This is a genomic window from Pseudomonas sp. KCJK9058, from assembly GCF_046230975.1.
In the GTDB taxonomy this organism is placed as follows: Bacteria; Pseudomonadota; Gammaproteobacteria; order Pseudomonadales; family Pseudomonadaceae; genus Aquipseudomonas; species Aquipseudomonas alloputida.
This window is the reverse complement of the sequence record NZ_JBJJLR010000001.1, coordinates 233,109-249,496: the sequence shown is the minus strand read 5'-3', so window position 1 is coordinate 249,496 and position 16,388 is coordinate 233,109. Positions and strand designations below refer to the sequence as shown.

General features: G+C 61.6%; 17 protein-coding genes. 7 read left to right on the top strand and 10 right to left on the bottom strand.

The window, feature by feature from the left end:
* Nucleotides 1–36: 36 nt before the first annotated feature.
* From ACK59Z_RS01150 to ACK59Z_RS01140, 3 genes are read right to left on the bottom strand one after another with little or no spacing between them, the layout of a single operon-like run.
* Entirely contained in the window at nt 37–708 is a 672-nt protein-coding gene (locus tag ACK59Z_RS01150; RefSeq protein WP_014754885.1) for a GNAT family N-acetyltransferase, read from the bottom strand.
* A 7-nt stretch (nt 709–715) separates the two neighbouring features.
* On the bottom strand, nt 716–1,162 hold the full coding sequence (locus tag ACK59Z_RS01145; RefSeq protein WP_003253286.1) for a GNAT family N-acetyltransferase: 447 nt from the start codon (nt 1,160–1,162) through the stop codon (nt 716–718).
* Nucleotides 1,163–1,173: 11 nt separating this feature from the next.
* Nucleotides 1,174–1,803, bottom strand: a complete 630-nt coding sequence (locus ACK59Z_RS01140; protein WP_108192094.1) for an FMN-binding negative transcriptional regulator — start codon at nt 1,801–1,803, stop codon at nt 1,174–1,176.
* 89 nt (nt 1,804–1,892) lie between these two features.
* Between ACK59Z_RS01140 and ACK59Z_RS01135 the strand changes: the two genes are divergently transcribed.
* Nucleotides 1,893–3,422, top strand: coding sequence for a PLP-dependent aminotransferase family protein (locus tag ACK59Z_RS01135; RefSeq protein ID WP_108192093.1), 1,530 nt, complete (start codon nt 1,893–1,895; stop codon nt 3,420–3,422).
* A gap of 31 nt (nt 3,423–3,453) precedes the next feature.
* Here the strand turns inward: ACK59Z_RS01135 and ACK59Z_RS01130 are convergent, their stop codons facing one another.
* The 4 genes from ACK59Z_RS01130 to aspA form a co-directional block, all read right to left on the bottom strand.
* Nucleotides 3,454–4,557: a polyamine ABC transporter substrate-binding protein gene (locus ACK59Z_RS01130; RefSeq protein WP_108192092.1), complete on the bottom strand. Its 1,104-nt coding sequence runs from the start codon at nt 4,555–4,557 to the stop codon at nt 3,454–3,456.
* Nucleotides 4,557–5,600 (bottom strand): histone deacetylase family protein, encoded by a 1,044-nt coding sequence (locus ACK59Z_RS01125; protein WP_108192091.1) that lies wholly within the window; start codon nt 5,598–5,600, stop codon nt 4,557–4,559. The genes ACK59Z_RS01130 and ACK59Z_RS01125 overlap by 1 nt, the downstream gene beginning before the upstream one ends.
* 295 nt (nt 5,601–5,895) lie before the next feature.
* Nucleotides 5,896–6,888 carry an AraC family transcriptional regulator gene (locus ACK59Z_RS01120; protein ID WP_003253295.1) on the bottom strand — a complete coding sequence of 331 codons (993 nt, stop codon included), beginning with the start codon at nt 6,886–6,888 and terminating at the stop codon, nt 5,896–5,898.
* 230 nt (nt 6,889–7,118) lie between these two features.
* On the bottom strand, nt 7,119–8,543 hold the full coding sequence (aspA, locus tag ACK59Z_RS01115; protein ID WP_003253297.1) for an aspartate ammonia-lyase: 1,425 nt from the start codon (nt 8,541–8,543) through the stop codon (nt 7,119–7,121).
* A gap of 182 nt (nt 8,544–8,725) precedes the next feature.
* Here aspA and ACK59Z_RS01110 point away from each other — a divergent pair, with 182 nt between their 5' ends.
* On the top strand, nt 8,726–9,643 hold the full coding sequence (locus ACK59Z_RS01110) for a LysR substrate-binding domain-containing protein (protein ID WP_003253299.1): 918 nt from the start codon (nt 8,726–8,728) through the stop codon (nt 9,641–9,643).
* Here ACK59Z_RS01110 and ACK59Z_RS01105 read toward each other — a convergent pair.
* Nucleotides 9,635–10,261, bottom strand: a complete 627-nt coding sequence (locus ACK59Z_RS01105) for a zinc-dependent metalloprotease family protein (RefSeq protein ID WP_108192090.1) — start codon at nt 10,259–10,261, stop codon at nt 9,635–9,637. The two genes, ACK59Z_RS01110 and ACK59Z_RS01105, sit on opposite strands and share 9 nt — an antisense overlap.
* A 269-nt stretch (nt 10,262–10,530) precedes the next feature.
* On the opposite strand from ACK59Z_RS01105, the gene purE reads away from it, so the two are divergent.
* The 4 genes from purE to ACK59Z_RS01085 all read left to right on the top strand — a co-directional run bounded on the left by purE (nt 10,531) and on the right by ACK59Z_RS01085 (nt 13,051).
* Nucleotides 10,531–11,022 (top strand): 5-(carboxyamino)imidazole ribonucleotide mutase, encoded by a 492-nt coding sequence (gene purE / locus ACK59Z_RS01100; protein ID WP_003253304.1) that lies wholly within the window; start codon nt 10,531–10,533, stop codon nt 11,020–11,022.
* A gap of 10 nt (nt 11,023–11,032) precedes the next feature.
* Nucleotides 11,033–12,115 (top strand): 5-(carboxyamino)imidazole ribonucleotide synthase, encoded by a 1,083-nt coding sequence (locus tag ACK59Z_RS01095; RefSeq protein WP_104962829.1) that lies wholly within the window; start codon nt 11,033–11,035, stop codon nt 12,113–12,115.
* 108 nt (nt 12,116–12,223) lie between these two features.
* A complete protein-coding gene (locus ACK59Z_RS01090) occupies nt 12,224–12,469 on the top strand; it encodes a GlsB/YeaQ/YmgE family stress response membrane protein (RefSeq protein ID WP_003253308.1) in 246 nt (81 codons plus the stop codon).
* 48 nt (nt 12,470–12,517) lie between these two features.
* Nucleotides 12,518–13,051 carry a DUF3299 domain-containing protein gene (locus ACK59Z_RS01085; RefSeq protein WP_003253310.1) on the top strand — a complete coding sequence of 178 codons (534 nt, stop codon included), beginning with the start codon at nt 12,518–12,520 and terminating at the stop codon, nt 13,049–13,051.
* A 124-nt stretch (nt 13,052–13,175) separates the two neighbouring features.
* Here ACK59Z_RS01085 and ACK59Z_RS01080 read toward each other — a convergent pair whose 3' ends face one another.
* Complete coding sequence (locus ACK59Z_RS01080; protein WP_409292120.1) at nt 13,176–14,072, bottom strand: D-hexose-6-phosphate mutarotase; 897 nt, start codon at nt 14,070–14,072, stop codon at nt 13,176–13,178.
* A 71-nt stretch (nt 14,073–14,143) separates the two neighbouring features.
* On the bottom strand, nt 14,144–14,542 hold the full coding sequence (locus ACK59Z_RS01075; RefSeq protein WP_003253317.1) for an acyl-CoA thioesterase: 399 nt from the start codon (nt 14,540–14,542) through the stop codon (nt 14,144–14,146).
* 362 nt (nt 14,543–14,904) lie between these two features.
* On the opposite strand from ACK59Z_RS01075, the gene ACK59Z_RS01070 reads away from it, so the two are divergent.
* Nucleotides 14,905–16,194: an MFS transporter gene (locus ACK59Z_RS01070; RefSeq protein WP_003253318.1), complete on the top strand. Its 1,290-nt coding sequence runs from the start codon at nt 14,905–14,907 to the stop codon at nt 16,192–16,194.
* The last annotated feature ends 194 nt before the right edge of the window (nt 16,195–16,388 follow it).

Here is a 16,388-nt window from a genome sequence, read left to right as displayed (position 1 = left end):
TCACCCGCGAAGAGGCCAGCTGATTCAGCACACCGCTCAACCTCTGCGGCACACCTCAAGGCTTTCCACCTGGCCACCCGGCTGCTGGTTCTCTTCACTCAACCACCGCTCAAACCCGGCAGCCACCGCCGGCCATTCATCATCGGTAATCGAATACCACGCCGTATCGCGGTTATGGTCTTTCACCACCAAGTGCTTGCGGAACACCCCTTCGTAGACGAAGCCGAATCGCTCTGCCGCACGTTTGGAACGGGCATTGGCGTTATTGCACTTCCACTCCAGCCGTCGATTACCCAGCGCGAAGCCCAGCTTGCCCAGCAGGTACACCGCCTCGGTACCCTTGGGCGTACGCTGCATGGCGGCGCCGAAGGCAATGTGGCCGATCTCGATCCGACCGTGGTCAGGCACGATCGACATCAGGCTGAGGATGCCTTGGGCCTGGCCGCTGGCGCGGTCGATGACGGTGTAGAAAAGCGGGTCGCGGCCAGCAGCGTTGCCTTCCAGCCAGCGGTCAAAGGCGGCACGTTCGGCGAACGGGCCGTACGGCAGGTAGTCCCACAGCACCGGATCGGAGGCCGGACCCTGCAGTGCCTCCCAGAGGTCTTCGCCATGGCGACCTGGATCGAGCTTCTCCAGGCGGATGAAGCGGCCTTCAATGGGCTCGGCCTTGGGGGTTGCGGCGGGTTTCCAGTTCAATGCGTCTGTCATGTGCGGCCTACAAGCCTTTGCGGAATTGGATGAAGCCCGAGCGCTCGGCAACCTGCTGGTACAGGCTGATGGCGGTGGCGTTGGTTTCGTGGGTCAGCCAGTGCACCTTGATGCAGTTGTCGGCCTTGGCAGTGGTGTAGACGTGCTCGATCAACTGTCGACCAATGCCCAGGCCACGTTGCGTGCTGTCCACATACAGGTCCTGCAGGTAGCAGGAATTCTCGATGCTCCAGTTGGAACGATGGTAGATGAAGTTGACCATCCCCACCGCCTTGCCGTCGACCCAGGCCAGTGCCGAATGGGTTGGCTCGCTGGGGTCGAGCAGGCGTTGCCAGGTGCTCAGGCTGACGGCATCGGCCAGCTCGGTCTCGTAGAAGTGCAGGTAGGCTTGCCACAGGGCGTGCCAGGCTGCGTGATCTTGGGCAGTGACAGGGCGCAGGGTAAGGTTGGGCATGGGCTATTCCTTCAGAGTTGGCGCATGTGCGCCGCGAGTTGATTGTCCCGGTGATCGGGGCTGGCGCTCAGGCCTTCGCGCACACCAGCGATGTCTTGCCCGGAGCGGTTCTGGCTGAGCTTGCGTGCACCTTGCAGGCGCGCGATGGGCAGACGGATACCGACGATGGCGCGGAGCATGCCCTCGATGTAGTCGGCAGGGGCATCGGTGACTTTCCAGGGTTCGCTGCGACCCTGTTCGTGGCGGTCGGTCAGGCGGCTTACGATAGCCAGTAGCGGCTCGGCCTCATGGATAACTTCGGCCGGGCCATAAGCGTGCACCGCCAGGTAGTTCCAGGTCGGCACCACCTTTGGGTTTTCGGCCTTGCTTGGGTAAAAACCGGGGCTGACATAGGCATCGGCGCCGGGGAATACCAACAGTGCTTCGCCGCCGTGTTGAAGGTCTTGCCATTGGCGGTTGGCCCGGGCCAGGTGGGCATACACAGTGCCGAAATCGCCCTCGGCGGTATCGACCAGCACCGGTAGGTGCGTGGCCAGAAGGCCCTGTTCGCCTTGGCTGACCAGAACGGCCAGGCGGGTGTCTAGCATGTGCTGGTGTAAGCGGGTGAGGTCGTGTTCCTGGTGCGGCTTACTGTTGTACATGGCGGGATCCTTGTCGAATGGTTCCATCCTAGGCAGGCTATTGGTTCTGGGTAAGATCCATTAGTGCCTGTTTTCATAGGTCCAATATCATGCGCGAGTCGCCCCTCATCTTGCCTTTCGACCCTGCCGGGATCGCCCTGGATCGCAGCCGCGGGCTTAGCCAGCAGCTGTATCAGGTGTTGCGAGCGCGGGTACTGGATGGACGCCTGAGCAGTGGTACTCGCCTGCCGGCTACGCGCGACCTGGCTGCCATGTTGGCGCTTTCACGCAACAGCGTGGTGCGCGCCTACGATCAACTGTATGCCGAGGGCTTCATCGAAAGCCGGGTCGGTGATGGCACCTACGTTAGCCGGCTGCCGAAACTGTCCACACAAGTATCCACAGGGTTATCCCTGGGCTTATCAACAGGGTTATCCACATTTCGTGAAGAAAATACTGAGGATTTATCCAGCGGGAGGCTTTTAGGCGCACCTCTGCAGCGCCTGAAAAATAACCATTTGCCATCGCCCAGAAGCGGTGCGCCGCGTGCTTTTCGCGTTGGCATTCCGGCGTTCGACCTGTTCCCGTTTGACGTCTGGGCCAAGCTACAGGCGGGTTTCTGGCGCAACCCGTCCCCTGCGCAACTGGGCTATGGTGACCCCGCTGGCGAGCCGGCTTTGCGCGATCTGATAGCGGCCTATCTACGCCGCTCGCGGGGGCTGAGCTGTACGGCTGAACAAATTGTGATCACAAGCGGTGCGCAGCAGGCCATCAGCCTTTGTGCACAGTTGCTGCTGCAACCGGGCGACGGTGTGGCTGTGGAAAACCCAGGCTATCGGGCGGCCGCTCATGCCTTCACGCTCGCGGGCGGCCGGGTGTGTGGCGTGCCTGTGGATGAAGACGGGCTGAACTGCAGCCGGCTGGAACAATTGACGGATTGCCGACTGACTTATGTCACGCCTGCGCACCAATACCCGACCGGGGTGACCATGAGCCTTGCACGTCGCCTGGCATTGCTGGCCTGGGCTGAACGCAGTGACGGCTGGATCATCGAGGACGACTACGACGGCGAGTATCGCTACAGAGGTGCACCGCTGGCCCCGCTGGCAGCGCTCGACCGGCACGGGCGGGTGCTGTATGTCGGTACCTTCGGCAAGATCGCCTTCCCGGCGTTACGCCTGGGCTACCTGGTGCTTCCGTCGAAGCTGGTGCAGGCTTTCAGCCAAGGCAAAGCGTTGGCGGTGCGGCATTCGGAGGTCAGCAGCCAGTGCGTGATGGCCGAGTTCATGGCCCGTGGCCATTTTCAGCGGCATATCCGCCGTATGCGCAAGGCGGCATTGAAGCGGCGCGATGTGCTCAAGGCCGGTTGGCCTGTGGATATTTCGGGGTTGGGCGCAATGCCGGAAGTGGCGGCTGGGCTGCATGTGAAGGTCGATGTGGATAACTTTGCTCGGGAGCAGGAGTTGGTGGCCAAGGCTGAGGCGGTGGGGGTGGAAGTGACACCACTGAGCAATTTCTGGTTGGCGGACTGCGAGGTGCCTGTGGATAAGCGGGCAGGGCTGGTGCTGGGCTTTGCGGCAGTGCCGGAGGGCGAGATTGCCGAGGCCTTGATGAAACTACGCAAAGTCTGGAGAAAATGAGTGGGGCTGCAAAGCAGCCCCCGGTTCAACATCAGGTACCGGACTTTATCCGCGTCCAGGCGCGGGTCCTGGCTCGTTCGGCATCTCGCGTCAAAGGCTTGAGGGTATACAGCTTGGCCATCGCCTCTGCTGTCGGATACAGGTTGGGGTTGTTGCGAATCGTCGGATTCACCTTGTCGGTCGCATCCTTGTTCGGGTTCGGATACCCCACGAAGTCGCTGATCGGCGCAATCACCTCTGGCCGCAGCAGGTAATTGATGAACGTATGCGCATCCTCCGGGTTTGCTGCGCCCTTTGGAATCGCCAGCATGTCGAACCAGATCGGCGCGCCTTCCTTGGGCAGGCGCATGTCCACCACCACGCCGTTGTTCGCCTCACGGGCGCGGTTGGCTGCCTGCGAGAAGCTGCCGCTGTAGCCCACTGCCACACAGATGTCGCCATTGGCGATGTCTGCCATGTACTTCGAGGAGTGGAAGTAGGTGATATGCGGACGAATCTTCAGCATCAGCTCCTCGGCCTTCTTGTAGTCAGCCGGTTTGTCGCTGTTCGGCGGCAAGCCCAAGTACTGCAGGGCCAGCGGTAGAATCTCCGACGGCGAGTCGAGCAGGGCCACGCCGCACTGCTTGAGCTTGGCGATGTTCTCTTCCTTGAAGATCAGGTCCCAGCTGTCCACCGGCGCGTTGTCGCCGAGTGCAGCCTTGACCTTGGCCGGGTTGAAGCCGATCAGCACGGTGCCGTACATATACGGCACGGCAAACTTGTTGCCCGGGTCGTTAGCTTCGATCAGCTTCATCAGTGCCGGGTCCAGGTGTTGCCAGTTCGACAGCTTGCTGCGATCCAGCGGCTGGAACACCCCGGCTTCGATCTGCTTGGCGAGGAACACGTTGGACGGTACTACCACGTCATAGCCGGAGTTGCCGGTTAGCAGCTTGGCTTCCAGCGCCTCATTGGTGTCGAAGATGTCGTACACCAGCTTCACGCCGCTGTCCTTCTGGAAGGCAGTCAAGGTCTGCGGGGTGATGTAATCGAACCAGTTATATACACGCAGGGTTCGCTGCTCGGCTTGCGCATGCAGGGCGCCCGCAAACAGGGTGGCAGCGATAAACGGGGCGAGCAGACGTTTGAGTCGGACCATTATCGGGCTCCTGGCAGGGCGCGCTGGAAGCCTTCCAGCACATTGACCGCGTTGATGCCGATTTCCTCCACAGCGTAACCGCCTTCCATCACGAACAGGGTCGGCTTGCCGAGTTGGCCGATGCGCTTGCCCATTTCCAGGTAGTCCGGGCTGTCCAGCTTGAACTGCGAGATGGGGTCGTCCTTGAAGGTGTCCACACCCAGTGAGATGACCAGCACGTCGGCGTCATAGCTGGCGATGCGCTTGCAGACATCCTCCAAGGCTGCGCTCCAGGCGGCCCAGTCGCTACCGGCCGGCAAGGGGTAGTTGATGTTGTAGCCCTGGCCTGCGCCTTCGCCTGTTTCATCGGCATAGCCGAGGAAGAACGGGAATTCGTCCTGCGGGTCGCCGTGGATCGAGGCGAAGAACACGTCGTCGCGGCTGTAGAAGATGTCCTGGGTACCGTTGCCGTGGTGGTAGTCGACGTCAAGAATGGCGACCTTGCGTCGGCCTTGGTCGAGGAAGGCCTGGGCAGCGATGGCGGCGTTATTCAGATAGCAGTAGCCGCCCATCACTTCGCCGGCAGCGTGGTGCCCTGGCGGACGGCACAGGGCGAACGCCGCATGGGCGCCTTGCTGAATCGCTGCCTGGGCGGTCAGGGCAACTTGTGCAGCACTATAGGCCGCCTGCCAGGTACCCGAGGTGATGGGGGCGCCGGCATCGAAGCTGTAGTAACCCAGTTCGCCATGCAGGCCGGTCGGCTTGACCTGGCGCAGTGTGCGGGCTGGCCAGGTGAAGGGCAGCAGGTCACCCTCTTGACCCAGTGCAGCCCAGCGCGCCCAGGCGCCTTCGAAGAAATCCAGGTAATCGGCGCTGTGGACGCGCAACAGCGGCGCACGGCCGAAGTCGGTCGGGCCCTGGATGTCGCCGAGGTTGCGTTTTTTCACTTGGTCGAGCACATGGTCGGCGCGCGAAGGCATTTCGAAACAGGGCATCAGCTTGCCATCGATCAGCTCGCAGCGGCCGTGGTGCAGGCGATGGTCATCGGAATAGATCGTCAGCATTGTTGTTCTCCGGTGGACTGGCGTGGGTCCATTGTCATGGGCTGATCAGCAGGGGAGAACGACGCAAACGGCCAAAAGGGGATCGATATGGCCAAGGTCTTTGGCCAGATGGGTGGTGACCTATCCCAGCCTCGTCGCGGGTAAGGCAGCGGCGGCAACGGTGAACGGCCTTTGGACATTGGCCGGCAGGCCCGGCCCATTCGCGGGTGAACCCGCTCCTACAATGGCCGCCAGGGCGTCAGGGGTTGTGACGCCCCTGTAGGAGCGGGTTTGCCCGCGAAGAGGCCAGAACAGGTCAACCACGAAAATGGCTGGGCGCCACGCCACTCCAGCGCTGGAAGGCATGCCGAAAACTGGCCGTCTCACTGAACCCCAAAGTCTCCGCAATCCGGTAGATCGGCATCTGCTCATCGGCCAGCAACTGCTTGGCCCGCTCGAACCTCAGCTCGTCCAGCAGCTGTTGATAACTGCTGCCCAACGCCTGCAAATGCCGGCGCAGGGTGCGAGAAGAGCAGTTCATCTGCCGCGCAAGCCCTTCCAGCCCGGGTGCTGCGTCCAGTTGCTGCGCCAGCAGCTGGCGAATCCGCCCCAGCCATGCCTGGCGACCGGTGAATTCAAGGTTCAGGCGCCGGCAGCGCTCGCTCATGGCTTTGTGAGTAATCGGGTCGGCCAGCGGCAGCGGCATATCCAGCCATCGCCGTTCGAAGGCAAAGGCATTGTCCTCGGCGGCGAAACCGATCGGGCATTGAAACGCTTCGGCATAGAGCGCGTGGTAACCAGGGCGAGGGTGTTCGAAGCGTGCGCCAAGCAGCGGCAACGGCCGGCCAAGCAGGTCGTCACAGATGACTTTCAGCGACACCAGGCAGAACTCGGCGTTGAAAGCGCTCAGCGCCGGGCTGTCCTGGTAATCGCTGGCGCTGAACCAGACACGTTGGCCGTCGTCGAGCAAGCGCAGCTTGAAGACTGTTCCCAGCAGTGCCGGATACTGCAGCGCCAGGCGTAAGGCGTCACCCAAAGTGGCACTGGAGAGCAGCGCGTAACCGAGCATGCCGTAGCACGACACACGCATGCGCTGGCCCAGTTCCAGGCCAATGTCCTCGCGCCGGGCCACAGCATTGGCGCAAACCTGCAGCTCCTGCTGGGTGGTGATGCGCGCATCGGCATGCCCCAGGTCTGCCGGGCCAATGCCGCTGCCGGCCAGCAACGCCGACGCCTCGCAACCGTCTGCCTGGAAGACGTTGAGGATCAGCGAAACTGCGTTGAGGGTGGTCAGGTGGCTGTGCAGCATGCTGGGTAATCCCGTTGGGCTGGGACGCATTATGGAGCAAGTTGTGTGCCGATCTCCGGGGCTGCAGGCAAACCACATACCCTGCCGGCGCGGCCGGGTGTCGCGAAGGCCTGCATAGCGGCCTCCAAAACCTTCAGGCAAAAAAAAGGCCCGAAGCAAGCGCTCGGGCCTTGGAAAGGTTGAGAGGTGTCTAGTCCCTCGACCTGGTGAGACTGTTTACAGCGGCCTGATTACGCCTTCAGCGGAACCAGACGTGGAGCGATCATGTTTTCCGGACGCAGGATGTCGTCGAGCATCGCGTCGTCCAGCAGCTTCTCTTCGCGCACCAGTTCCAGTACGCCGCGGCCGCTTTCCAGGGCAACGCGGGCGATACGGGTGGCGTTCTCGTAGCCGATGTATGGGTTCAGTGCGGTAACCAGGCCGATCGAGTGCTCGACCAGTTCACGGCAGCGCTGTTCGTTGGCGGTGATGCCGACGATGCAGTGCTCGCGCAGCATGTCCATGGCGCGTTGCAGCAGGCGGATCGAGTCGAAGATCTTGTAGGCGATCAGCGGCTCCATCACGTTCAGCTGCAGCTGACCACCTTCGGCGGCGACGGTCAGGGCCAGGTCGTTGCCCATGATGGCGAAGGCCACCTGGTTCACAGCTTCTGGAATAACCGGGTTGACCTTGCCTGGCATGATCGAGCTGCCTGGCTGACGCGCTGGCAGGTTGATCTCGTTGATGCCGGTGCGTGGGCCGCTGGACAGCAGGCGCAGGTCGTTGCAGATTTTCGACAGCTTGACCGCGGTGCGCTTGAGCATGCCGGAGAACAGCACGAAGGCGCCCATGTCGGAGGTGGCTTCGATCAGGTCGGCAGCCGGTACCAGCGGGTGGCCGCTGATGGTGGCCAGGCGCTGTACGGCCAAGGCCTGGTAGCCAGGGTCGGCGTTGATGCCAGTACCGATGGCGGTACCGCCCAGGTTGATTTCGGTCAGCAGTTCCGGAGCCAGCGAGCGCAGGCGCTGCAGGTCTTCAGTCATGGTGGTGGCGAAGGCGCGGAATTCCTGGCCCAGGGTCATCGGTACGGCGTCCTGCAGCTGGGTACGGCCCATCTTCAGTACGTGGTCGAATTCTTTACCCTTGGCAGCGAAGGCCTGGATCAGGCTATCAAGGCTGGCCAGCAGCGCGTCGTGACCCAGCAACAGGCCCAGGCGGATTGCGGTCGGGTAGGCGTCGTTGGTCGACTGCGCCATGTTCACGTCGTTGTTAGGGTGCAGGTACTTGTACTCACCCTTCTGGTGGCCCATGGCCTCCAGCGCAACGTTGGCAATGACTTCGTTGGCGTTCATGTTGGTAGAAGTACCAGCGCCGCCCTGGATCATGTCAACCACGAACTGGTCGTGGAAATCGCCTTTGATCAGGCGGGCGCAGGCTGCGGAAATGGCAGCGTGCTTGGCATCGCTCAGGTGACCCAGCTCACGGTTGGCGTCGGCAGCGGCCTGCTTGACCATGGCCAGGGCCACGACCAGCTTCGGGTAGTGCGACAGCGGAACACCGGAGAGGTGGAAGTTGTTGGCAGCGCGCAGGGTCTGGATGCCGTAGTAGGCATCTGCAGGAACTTCAAGGGTACCCAACAAGTCTTTTTCGACGCGGAACGATGCAGCAGAGGACATGATGTATATCATCTCGATTTTGACCCGGCACATGCCGGAATGGCGCCAATCCTAGGCCTGAAGGTGTTTTTGCGGCCAATGCTATTGCACGCTAACCTATGCACAAACGGCATAGTGTTTCATGTGACGCCAATTGATATTCGAGCGTGTTCCATTTTGGTGCGCGCCGGGAGATGTGCTTCGTGAACCTTGAAAGCAAATGGCTGGAAGACTTCAGTGCTCTGGCCGCTACCCGCAGTTTTTCCCAGGCCGCAGAGCGGCGTTTCGTGACCCAACCGGCCTTCAGCCGGCGCATTCGCAGCCTTGAGGCGGCGTTGGGCCTGCAACTGGTGAACCGCTCTCGCACACCCATCGAGCTGACCGAGGCGGGTCAGCTATTTCTCGTCACAGCACGTACTGTTGTCGACCAGTTGAGCGAAATTCTCCGCCATTTGCATCACTTGGAAGGCGGGCAGGGCGAAGTGGTGCAGGTAGCTGCGGCACACTCCTTGGCGTCGGGTTTCTTCCCCCGTTGGGTGGCCCAGCTGCGCAACGACGGTTTGAACATCGCCACCCGCCTGGTTGCGACTAACGTCGGAGATGCCGTACATGCACTGCGCGAAGGCGGCTGCGACCTGATGCTGGCGTTCTACGACCCGGACGCGGCCTTGCAGATGGATGCCGAGATCTTCCCGTCGCTGCACATGGGCACCACTGAAATGCTGCCGGTGTGCGCCGTGGATGCCGATGGCAAGCCGTTGTTCGACCTCGAAGGTGAGGGCAGCGTGCCATTGTTGGCCTATACCGCCGGCGCATTCCTCGGCCGCTCGGTTAACTTGCTGTTGCGCCAGCGCAACCTGCGTTATACCACCGTCTACGAAACCGCCATGGCCGACAGTCTCAAGAGCATGGCCCTGGAGGGGATGGGCATCGCTTGGGTGCCGCGCCTGTCGATGCGTGGCGAGCTCGAACGCGGTGAGCTGGCGATCTGCGGCGGTAGCCAATGGCATGTGCCGCTGGAAATCCGCCTGTACCGCTGTGCTTTGGTGCGTAAGGCTAACGTCCGCTTGCTATGGCGCAAGCTGGAGTCGTCTGGCGCACAAGGTGAAGCGTCAATTTGAATTGTCCTTCAGGTATTCAGTGATATTTGCACGATTCCTGTCGCTGTAGCGGTAGCAGTTGGATCGTGCCGGTACACGGGGGTGCGTGTACGTTTCGCACACCCAGCCATTGAACTTCAGTTCGGCGTCTTCATGCGTGGCGCCTAGCAGATGGCCAATTTCATGAGCTGCAGCACCGTATGCGGCCACTGAGGCAATGGCCGTTTTCTGCTTGAAATAGGCCAAGCCGGCGTTGTAGTTCAGGCCGCTATGATCGTAGCTGTTGCGAGTGAGCAGGAGATGTTTATCCATGAGAGAGTAGAGTCGGTGTCGCTTTTGTGCATACACCTGCTGGCTGAAAGCGTCCAGGAGCTTTTCGGACGGCATTCCTGCATAAGCAATATCGGTTATGTGTTTTACTTTGCGTTGGAATATCACTTCGATGGGATGTTGGCTGAAACGGCGCATTTCGTTCAGCCAATGCTGGAAGAAGTCTTCGTTCAATTGCCCGTCGTGCATATCGGCCAGGTCGTCGTGCACATAGACGGTGACGGTGAGCGAGTGGGCCGCCGAAGCACTTGGCAATTGCAAGCTGAGTACCAAGCCAAACGAAAGTGCGAAGAAGCATGGAGTTTTCATGTAGACGTACCAAAGTGCGCGAGTAAGGGCTGCGAGCGTGCTGCACTCGGCGACCCCGAGGCAGCAGGAAAAAGTTGTCCCACGAGACAGCTTGCCCTTTGATCCGGCATGTGCTTGTAGGGGTGGGCGGCCAGCCTTTAAATACGTTACAATCCCGCGCCTTCGGCCGACCTGGTCGATTCAGAATCCGTATGACAAGCCACGCCGGCCCACCTGCGTGGCTTGTTGCTTTTAGCGCGCCAGAAGGCGCTTGCAGGAGAGGCTCGACGATGAGTGCACTGGTTGGCGTGATCATGGGCTCCAAGTCCGATTGGTCCACCCTTAGCCACACCGCCGATATGCTGGAAAAACTCGGCATTCCCTACGAAGTGAAGGTGGTTTCCGCCCACCGCACCCCGGATCTGCTGTTCCAGTATGCCGAGGAGGCTGAGGGCCGTGGCATCGAGGTGATCATCGCCGGTGCCGGTGGCGCAGCCCACCTGCCAGGCATGTGCGCCGCCAAGACCCACCTGCCGGTGCTGGGCGTTCCGGTGCAGTCGTCGATGCTGTCGGGCGTCGATTCGCTGCTGTCGATCGTGCAGATGCCTGCCGGTGTGCCGGTTGCCACCTTGGCCATCGGCCGTGCCGGTGCGGTCAACGCTGCCCTGTTGTCGGCCAGCATTCTGGGCGCCAAGTACCCGCAGTACCACGCGGCGTTGAAGCAGTTCCGCACGGAACAGACCGACACCGTGCTGGACAACCCAGACCCGCGCCAGGCTTGAGGCTCAACCCATGAAGATTGGTGTAATCGGTGGCGGCCAGCTGGGCCGCATGCTGGCCCTGGCGGGTACCCCGCTGGGCATGAACTTCGCCTTCCTCGACCCGGCACCGGACGCCTGCGCTGCGCCCCTGGGCGAACACCTGCGTGCCGACTACGGCGATCAGGACCACCTGCGTCAGCTGGCCGACGAAGTCGACCTGGTCACCTTCGAGTTCGAAAGCGTCCCGGCCGAGACCGTGGCCTTCCTCTCGCAGTTCGTGCCCGTGTACCCCAGCGCCGAATCGCTGCGCATCGCCCGTGATCGCCTGTTCGAAAAGAGCATGTTCCGCGACCTGGGCATCCCCACCCCGGCCTTCGCCGACATCCTCTCGCAGGCAGATCTGGACGCCGCGGTGGCCAGCATCGGCCTGCCGGCCGTGCTGAAAACCCGCACGCTGGGTTACGACGGCAAAGGCCAGAAGGTGCTGCGCACGCCAGAAGACGTGGTGGGTACCTTCGCCGAGCTGGGCAGCGTGCCATGCCTGCTGGAGGGCTTCGTGCCGTTCACCGGCGAGGTGTCGCTGGTGGCCGTGCGTGGCCGCGATGGTGAAACCCGCTACTACCCGCTGGTGCACAATACCCACGAGAGCGGCATTCTGCGCTTGTCGGTAGCCAGCCAGGCACACCCGCTGCAGGCTCTGGCCGAAGATTACGTCGGCCGCGTGTTGCAGAAGCTGGATTACGTTGGCGTGATGGCCTTCGAGTTCTTCGAGGTTGACGGTGGCTTGAAGGCCAACGAAATCGCCCCGCGCGTGCACAACTCCGGGCACTGGACCATCGAAGGCGCCGAGTGCAGCCAGTTCGAGAACCATCTGCGTGCCGTTGCCGGCTTGCCACTTGGCTCGACCGCCAAGGTGGGCGAGAGCGCGATGCTCAACTTCATCGGTGAAGTGCCGGCCGTGGACAAGGTTGTCGCCATCGGCGACTGTCACCTGCACCACTACGGCAAGGCCTTCAAGGTTGGCCGCAAGGTAGGACACGCCACCCTGCGCTGCCCTGACATGGCCACCCTCGAGCGCAAGATTGCCGAAGTAGAGGCGCTGATCAGCAACTGATCGGGCTTCGAATCGAACTTCCGCAAGCGGCATGCCCTCTGAATATGGCAACAAGCCGAAGCCCGTCTAGGCTTTGGCTTGTTCCAACTTCACTGCAGAGGGATTGCCATGGGTATCATTGGAACCATCTTCATCGGCCTCATCGTCGGCCTGCTGGCCCGCTTCATCAAGCCGGGCGATGACAGCATGGGCTGGATCATGACCATCCTGCTGGGTATTGCCGGCTCCTTGTTGGCTACCTATGGCGGCCAGGCACTGGGTATATACCAGGCTGGGCAAGCGGCAGGTTTCCTTGGCGCGCTGGTCGGTGCCGTGGTGCTGCTGGTGATCTACGGATTCATCAAGAAACGCTGATTACTGGTTAGAATGCTCGGCAATTCTTTCGAGTTGCCGAGCATTTCCATGCGTGCCTTTTTCCTTGTCCCCTTGCTGTTGGCCAGTACCCTGGCCCATGCCGAACTGCCCGAAACCGACTGGCTGGAGCTGATGCCCAGGTCGGACCAGAAGGCACTCGAACAAATGCCTGAAATCGACCACAACTCACCGGAAGCCATGGGCACCTTTACCGCCAAGGGAGGCCTCAAGCAGAGCAAGGGCCTGCCTGCGGTGATGTACTCGACCAAGACCGTTGCAGCCATGAATGGCAAGGATATCCGCCTAGGTGGCTACCCTGTGCCGCTGGAGAGTGACGCCAAGGGCAACAGCACGTTGTTCTTCCTGGTGCCGTACCCGGGTGCGTGCATCCATGTGCCGCCACCGCCGCCGAACCAGTTGGTACTGGTGCGCTACCCGAAAGGCCTGAAGATCGATGACATCTACACCCCGCTGTGGGTCAGCGGCAAGCTGAAGGTGGAGAAGGTCAGCAATGACCTGGCCGATGCGGCCTATGCGCTGGATGCGGGGAAGGTGAGGGTGGTGGAGGATGCTGATCTCTGAACGGCTGTGCCGGCCTCTTCGCGGGTAAACCCGCTCCTACCCGGCGTCCACAGGCCTCGCATGCCGCGGGGTATCTGTAGGAGCGGGTTTACCCGCGAAGAGGCCGGCACAGGCACCGTAAAACTCAGATCATTTCGCTGACAATCCTGACCGCTAGCGAACTGCTGTGCCCAGGCTTCAACTCCACCAGGTCATCCCACACATTCGCCGTCTCGATGCACAACATCCGCTGCCAGCCATCATCAGCCATGTCCGCCAGCTCCTTCGCCCGCTCGGTCCACGGGTTCCAGATCACCGCCGAGCGCGAGCCGCTGCTGGTCAAGGTAATCCGCCGATTCCAATGCGGGTCGACGATGCTGAGGGTCTGCGGGGTGTTCAGGTAGATTCGGTCCGTCTCCCCGGCAAACGTCAGTGCCCCCTGCTGCTGGCGTTGTTCCCAGCCCGCCAGGGTCTCGATATAACCCAGCCCGTCGACACCCTCGACCCGCGCCTGGCGCACATCGCTGACCGCGAAGTAGCTATGCAGGGCCTGGCTGATGGTCACGGGGGTATTGCCCATGTTGCGGCTGGTCAGGCTCAGTGTCAGGTCTGCGCCCATCTCCACCACCAGTTTCAGCTCGACATCATGGGGCCAACCGGGCAGGTCGCCCCGCGCTTCAGGCAGTTCGAACTCGATCCGCAGGGCCTCGCCCACTTCTTCGATACCCAGCAATTTCCAGTCACGCGTGCGCGCAAGCCCGTGGGCAGGCGCCGGTGTTCCCTGGTACATGGCCTGGACGGCCTCAGGGTTGCGCTGCAGGTTGCCAAACCATGGCCAGCACACCGGTACCCCGGCGCGTACCGACTTGCCCTGGCGGAAGATGGCCTGGTCGCTCAGCCACAGCAGCGGCGGTTCGCCCACCTGCTGGTAGCTGAGGACCTGTGCGCCCTGCTGGGCGATCAGGAGTTCGGCACGGTCACTGCTGATACGCCAGCAGTTGAGTCCGCCATGTTGCTCGGTTACGACCTGAAAGGTAGCCATTGCGTTCTTCTCATTGATTGCCAGTGGGCCTTGGACCCGGGCAGATGCAATGAGTTTACCGCCAGCGTGGCTCAGCGACGAGGCACCGAGCGGGTACGACCACTGCCGTCGATGGCGACGAAGACGAATACCGCTTCTGTGACCTTGCGCCATTCGCTGGACAGCGGGTCGTCGCTCCACACTTCGACCATCATCTGGATCGAGCTGCGGCCGATTTCCAAGGTCTGGGTATAGAAAGACAGCTGTGCGCCGACCGCGACGGGCACCAGGAAGGCCATGCGGTCGATGGCTACGGTGGCTACGCGGCCGCCGGCGACACGGCTGGCCATGGCCGTGCCTGCCAGGTCCATCTGGGCAACCAGCCAACCGCCGAAAATATCGCCGAAACCGTTGGTTTCTCGCGGCAATGCGGTGATTTGCAAGGCCAGGTCGCCTTGCGGGATTGGATCTTCTTGTTCGAGCTCAATCATGCGATGGGGCCTCTGACCCGTGACGCTTTTCGTTGGTGTGGCGCAAAGGCCGGGTAAACGATTCAGCTTGAAACATACTACGCCGATTTCGTTTCACTGGGCGGCCGTAGGGAAACTCTGCGAAACCGCCTGACAATAGTGACCGGCGTTTTCGCACAACATCCCACGTTAGGAGCAACATAATCCTACGAAATGCCAGTATATAGGGCATAACGGCCAGCGACGACCGCGCATTCACGAATATCTGTGTGGATTTTGTATCGCTTTCGGCGTAGCTCGGCAATTTGCTATCTTCGCCTGTCTCCCAATCCAGAAGCCGCGCGCCAAGCGGCCTGCATGCCCTATAAAGAGAACAACGAGCGATGACTTCCGTGCCCAGCAGTATCGAGCAGCCCTCGCGGCCGCTGACCCGCAGCGACTACAAGACCCTCTCACTGTCCGCCCTGGGCGGCGCGCTGGAGTTCTACGATTTCATCATCTTCGTGTTCTTCGCGACGGTGGTGGGCAAGTTGTTCTTCCCGGCCGACATGCCCGAGTGGCTGCGGCTGATGCAAACGTTCGGCATCTTCGCCGCCGGCTACCTGGCGCGGCCGCTGGGCGGCATCATCATGGCCCACTTCGGCGACTTGCTCGGGCGCAAGAAGATGTTCACCCTGAGCATCTTCATGATGGCCCTGCCGACCCTGATCATGGGCCTGCTGCCGACGTATGCGCAGATCGGTATGTGGGCACCGATCCTGCTGTTGCTGATGCGTGTGATCCAGGGCGCGGCAATCGGCGGCGAAGTACCGGGCGCATGGGTGTTCGTCTCTGAACACGTGCCGGCTCGCAACACCGGCTATGCCTGCGGCACCCTTACCGCCGGCCTGACTGCCGGCATTCTGCTGGGCTCGCTGGTAGCGACCTTGATCAACAGCGTGTACAGCGCGGAAGAAGTGGCTGACTACGCCTGGCGTATCCCGTTCCTGCTTGGCGGTGTGTTCGGCCTGTTCTCGGTGTATCTGCGCCGTTGGCTGCACGAGACCCCGGTGTTCGCCGAAATGCAGCAACGCAAGGCACTGGCCGAGGAGTTGCCTCTGCGCGCCGTGCTGCGTGACCACCGTGGTCCGATCATCCTGTCCATGCTGCTGACCTGGATGCTTTCAGCCGGCATCGTGGTGGTCATCCTGATGACCCCGGCGCTGCTGCAGAGCTTCTACCACATCAGCCCGACCGACTCGCTCAAAGCCAACAGCCTGGCCATCGTGTTGCTCAGCTTTGGTTGTATAGGTGCCGGCAGCCTGGCCGACCGCTTTGGTGCAGGCCGCGTGTTCGTGATCGGCAGCCTGCTGCTGCTGGCCAGCTCCTGGACCTTCTACCACAGCCTGCCGACCCGGCCCGAGCTGCTGTTCCCGCTGTATGCCGTGACCGGCCTGTGCGTGGGTGTGATTGGCGCAGTGCCTTATGTGATGGTCAAGGCGTTCCCGGCGGTGGTGCGTTTCAGCGGGTTGTCGTTCTCGTACAACGTGGCCTACGCGATCTTTGGTGGGCTGACACCGATGGTGGTGACCGCACTGCTGAAGGTGAGCCCGATGGCGCCTGCCTACTACGTGGCAGGCCTGTGCGCCGTCGGTCTGGCCGTGGGCCTGTATCTGCTCGCCAACAAGCGCTGATCTGCGCTACGGCTACTGGCCTCTTCGCGTCTAAAGCCGCTCCTACAGGGTTTTGCACAGGCGTCAAGGCCGACACCGAACCTGTAGGAGCGGCTTTAGCCGCGAAGAGGCCACACCTGCTTTCAGTGATGGCCTTTCATCCAATTGTCATAATGAAGTCATATCGTGTTCATGCGGCCTGCCGATACTTGGGC